The following is a 4,701-nucleotide window of genomic DNA, read 5'->3' as shown; positions in this document are numbered from 1 at the left end:
TCCCCTCTCTCCCCACCACCCCCCCCCATCTTCTCTTTGGGGGGGGGGGGGCCCCCCCCCCCCCCCCCCCCGCCCCCCCCCCGCCCCCCCGGCCCCGGTCCACCGGGCCGTCCCGCCTGCCGTCCTGCTCGGTCCTGTTCTGTGCTGCGGGCCTACTTGGCGCAGACCGTCTTGTCGGCCTCGACCCGCTGGATGTCGTCCGGTGCCTTCTGCGGCGCCGTCAGCGAGATCCCCGCCCCCTTGAAGTCGGAGCCGAGCGTCAGCTTCATCGGAGTCTTGGGCGCGGCGTCCGCCGAGCCCATCTTCAGTGCGGTGGCCGGCAGCCCCATCATGTCGGCCAGCGCCCGGGCCTGGTCGGCCTGGTTGGGCGCGTACTCCAGCTGGGTCGTGTCGACCTTGGCGGGCGCGTTGCCCCGGTTGCTGGCCTTGTTCACGCCCTTGCTGTTCTGCAGCCAGGTCAGCGTGGTGGACGCGGAGCCGCTGGGGCCGCCGCCGTTGTAGACGTCCACCCGTACGTCGCCGGCCGGTGCGCGGTTGCCCTGGAGCAGGGCGTTCGCCTTGCTCTGGGCCTCCGCGTCGGCCGCTTCCTTCGCCGCCTGCTCCTTCTTCTCGACCTCCGTCAGGGAGACGTCGCCCTGGATCATCTTCAGCAGCGGGTCGGCCGTAGCGTGCTCGATGACGACGGTCGCCTTCTGACCCTCGGGCTCGGCCGGGTTGTCGAGCACCGGAAGCGTGGTGAAGGTGATGTTCTTCAGGTTCATGTCCTTCAACTCACCGGCCAGGTTGGTGAGTTTGTCGATGGACCCTATGCCCGAGTCGACGGTCAGCGACTTGGTGGCCGCCTCCGCGAGGGAGAAGAACTTCTTCGGACTGGTCAGCGTCTCCTTCGACTTCATCTCGCGCATCATCGAACTCAGGAACTGCTGCTGGGTCTTGATCCGGTCGAGGTCGCCGTGGTTGCCGAACGAGTGCCGGGTCCGTACGAAGGCCAGGGCCTCCTCGCCCTGCAGCCGGTGCTCGCCCGCGTCCAGCTTGAGCTTGGAGTCCTTGTCGTCCACGGCCTTCGCGAGGCAGACCGGAACGCCGCCGACCGCCGTGCTCAGCACCTTCACCGCGTTGAAGTCGACCATCATGAAGTTGTCGACGGTGATCCCGGTGATCTCCTTCACCGTGCGCATCGTGCAGCCCGGGTCGCGGCCCTCCTGGCCGAGGCTGACGTTGAAACGCGTCCCCTTCTGGCCGGGGATGGTCTTCGTCGAACCGTCGGGCTGCTTCGTCGGGCAGGCCGGGATGTTCGTGATCAGGTCGCGCGGGATGGACAGCGCCGTGGCGTTGCTGCGGTCCTTGGACACGTGGAAGAGGATCGTGGTGTCGGCGTGGCCGACGCTCTCCGCGTCCCCGTAGCCCTCGTTGCCCGCGCCGCTGCGCTTGTCGGTGCCGATGACCAGGATGTTGATGGGCTGGTCCTTCTTGAACCCGCCCGTGCCCGCGTCGCCGACGTCGGTGACCTTGAGGTTGCCGTTCAGGTGGTTGTAGTAGAGGTACGCGCCCAGCGAACCGCCGACCAGCAGGAAGGCGAGGGTGCCGCCGGTGATGACGAGGAGCTTCTTGCGCCGGCCACCGCCTCCGCCGCCCTTGCGCGGACGCCCGCCGCGCCGCCCGGGCGGGCCCTCGCCTCGCCGCGGCGAGGGAACCGCCGGTGCGGACGGGGCCTTGGGGGAGGCGGGGGAGCCGGGGGAGCCGGGCGCCTTGGTGCGCCGTGAGGACGGTCTGCGGGGAGCCGCGACGGAGGGCTGCTGCTGCGCAGCGGAGCGGTCCAGTCGCAGTTCGTAGTTGCCGGTGCGGGGATTGAGTACCCACTGGTCGGCGGGGTCGATCTCGTCCGCCCGCCCACGGCTTTGCGCATCCACGGTTGCTCGAATCCTCCGTCGGTGCCTCGCGACGCGCCTCCCCCAAGGCGCCCGGTCAACGATCCGGCTGCTGGTGCACGGCCTCTTTTCTGGCCGGGGCACCGGATCGCTCACCTTATCCGCCCTGGTCAAGCGCAAACCATGGTGGTGACAAATTCCACTCCCCTTATAACGGGGCAAAGAACTCAAGCCGTTCGGTTCGGACACCGGCTTTTGGGATTGCTTTACCGGCAATCGGCCGTGTCCGCCGTGGTCCCCGTGAAGGTGGGGACGGGCGTCGGGACGGATCCGGTTCCCGGCGGGGCCGCGGAGGCCTCGCCCTCGGCCGCGCGGGCCGTCTGCGGGGCCTGTTCGGTTTCGGCCGTCCGCGGGGCCACCGTCACCGGACGGTCCATCCGCAGCTGCTCGAACAGTTGGGCCGCGGCCGGCTGTACCAGTTCGTCCCGGTTCGGGTCGGCGGCGTACGGGCGGCGCGGCACCGTAAGGAACTTGACCTGCTCGGTCGGTATGTCCCGGACGCCCCGGACCAGTTCGTACAGGTCGCGCAGCGAGGCCAGCCCCGGGTCCGTGGTCACCGACGAGGTCGCCGCGTCCAGCAGCGGGTACAGCCGGCCCGGGTTCAGCAGCACCCCGTTGCTCTGCACCTTCCTGACCAGCGAGCCGAGGAACTGCTGCTGGCGCGCCATCCGTTCGGTGTCGCTGCCGTTGCCCAGGCTGTAGCGGGCCCGGACGAAGCCGAGGGCCTGCTCCCCGTGCAGGGTCTGCCGGCCGGCGGGCAGCTTCAGCTTCGCCTCGGGGTCCGAGATCGGTTCCTTGAGGCAGATCTCCACCCCGCCGACCGCGTCGACCATCCTCTTGAACCCGCCGAAATCCACCACCATGTGGTGATCGATGCGGATTCCGGTGAGCTTCTCCACCGTACGGATGGTGCAGGCGGCCCCGCCCCACTGGTACGCCCAGTTGAACTGCGCGAGCCGCTCCGTGGTGCGGCTCCCGTTCTCCGTCAGACAGGAGGGGATCTGCGTCATCAGGTCCCGGGGTATCGACACCGCGGTCGCGCTCCTGCGGTCCGCCGGCAGGTGCAGCAGGATCGCGGTGTCCGAGCGCTCGGTGCCCCGGTCCTGCCCGTAGCGGGCGTTCTCCTTGCCGGAGCGCGAGTCCGAGCCGATCAGCAGGATGTTCTGCGAACCGCCCGCGGCATGGGCGGGGCGCTCGCGTTCGTAGCGCTCCAGCTCCGCCGCCGCGGAGGTGTCCTCCGTGATGTTCGCGTCGAGCTTGCGGTAGATCCACCAGCCGACGCCCGCCCCGCACAGCACCAGCAGGGCCAGCCCGAGGGCGATCCAGCGCAGCAGACGGCGCCGGCGGCTGCGCGGGGGCTTCGGGGAGCCTCCGGCCGCTTCGGTGCCGCCCGGTATGCCTGCACTGTCCCTCACTCGCGTTCCGTCCCCTCACCGCATCGGCACTGCGTCCGCTGCGTCGGTGACCCTGCGGGCCGTACGGGTGGAGACACGGCCTCTGCCGATCGTGCCCCCGCCCCGCCGGTACGGCCCGGGGGCAGGGCCTTGTCTAGACCCGTCCGGGTGACAAATCGCCGGACGGAGCGGCCGGAGCCGGGCGGGGTGACGGCGGGCGGCGGGGCGAGGCTGGCGGCCGCGAGGCGGGGTGTGGCGGGGAGGGGCCGGCGGCGGGGGACGGCCCCGGGCTCAGGCGGCGGTGTGGGTGACGCGCTCGCTCTGCGTCCGCTGCGCCAGCGCGTCCGCCGGCAGCCGGTCCAGGTTCCGGCAGAGCACGACGGAGGCACCCGCGGCCAGCGCGGCGTACAGCCCCGCGGACAGTCCCTCCCAGGTGTCGTACCCCAGCCCGGACAGCACCCGCGACCCCTCGCCGAGGCCGAGCTCCGCCGCGTCCTCGCGGGCGCGCGCGACGAGCTCCGCGTGCGTGAACTCCTCGCCGCCGACGATCAGCGCGGGACCACCGGCGTCCACCGGGACGAAGGGGGCGAACCGGTCGCCCTGGCCCGGCACCTCGACCGCGTAGTCCGCGAACCCGGCCGGCGGCTGCGGGAACCGCCCGCCCAGCGGCCGCAGCGCGAGCGCCACGCGCTCCCCGCCGCACTCCAGGGCCCGCTCCAGCGCGTCCGGCCCGCTGACGACGAGATCGGCGTCGCCCGGCTGCCCGTCCACCGCGGCCACGACCCCGACCGAGTGGCAGGCGAGCAGCCACACGGCGCTCTGCCAGTGCGCGGGCAGCAGCAGCGCCAGCCGGTCCCCGGGCTCGGCGCCCAGGTCGCCCTGGAGGAGATTGGCGGTCTTGGCCACCCAATTGGCGAAGGTCGCGACGGACAATTCGACGCGTTCGCCCGTGGCGTCGTCGTAGAAGGTGACGAGCGGGCGGCCCGGATCGGCGGCGAGCGCGGATCGCAGCAGGTCGGCAGGGGTGCGGTCAGTGGCGTTCACCCGCCCCAGCCTACGCGGGGCCCTCGCCCGTACGGCGGGCATCGGCTCCTCCGGACGGGCGAGGAAACGCCCGGCCCCGATCGGACGGACCGTCAGTTCTCCGATGGCGCTTCGTGGTGACTGTGCCCAGCATCGCTTCCATGCGTGGATTCCTTGCTTCCTCGATCGGTGTCGCGACGGCTGCCGCCCTGGCCCTGCCGCTCGCGCTCTCCACTCCGGCCGCGGGGGGGGGGGCCCGGGGGGCGGGGCCGCCCCCCCCCCCCCCCGGCCCCCCCCCCGCGCCCCCCCCCCCCGGGCCGCGGGCCCCCCCCCGCCCCCGCCCGCCCCCGCCCCCC

Annotated in this window: 3 protein-coding genes; all 3 read right to left on the bottom strand. The window is 72.4% G+C overall.

Annotated features, from left to right (window positions below):
- Nucleotides 1-152 precede the first annotated feature (152 nt).
- On the bottom strand, nt 153-1,910 hold the full coding sequence (locus tag ACFXA3_RS35965) for an LCP family protein (RefSeq protein WP_385194199.1): 1,758 nt from the start codon (nt 1,908-1,910) through the stop codon (nt 153-155).
- A 224-nt stretch (nt 1,911-2,134) separates the two neighbouring features.
- A complete protein-coding gene (locus ACFXA3_RS35960) occupies nt 2,135-3,343 on the bottom strand; it encodes an LCP family protein (RefSeq protein ID WP_385194197.1) in 1,209 nt (402 codons plus the stop codon).
- A gap of 270 nt (nt 3,344-3,613) precedes the next feature.
- Nucleotides 3,614-4,366, bottom strand: coding sequence for a TIGR03089 family protein (locus tag ACFXA3_RS35955; RefSeq protein WP_385194195.1), 753 nt, complete (start codon nt 4,364-4,366; stop codon nt 3,614-3,616).
- Nucleotides 4,367-4,701: the final 335 nt, after the last annotated feature.

The organism is Streptomyces sp. NPDC059456 (assembly GCF_042750055.1).
Taxonomy (GTDB): domain Bacteria; phylum Actinomycetota; class Actinomycetes; order Streptomycetales; family Streptomycetaceae; genus Streptomyces.
This window is presented reverse-complemented; position numbering and strand designations above follow the sequence as displayed.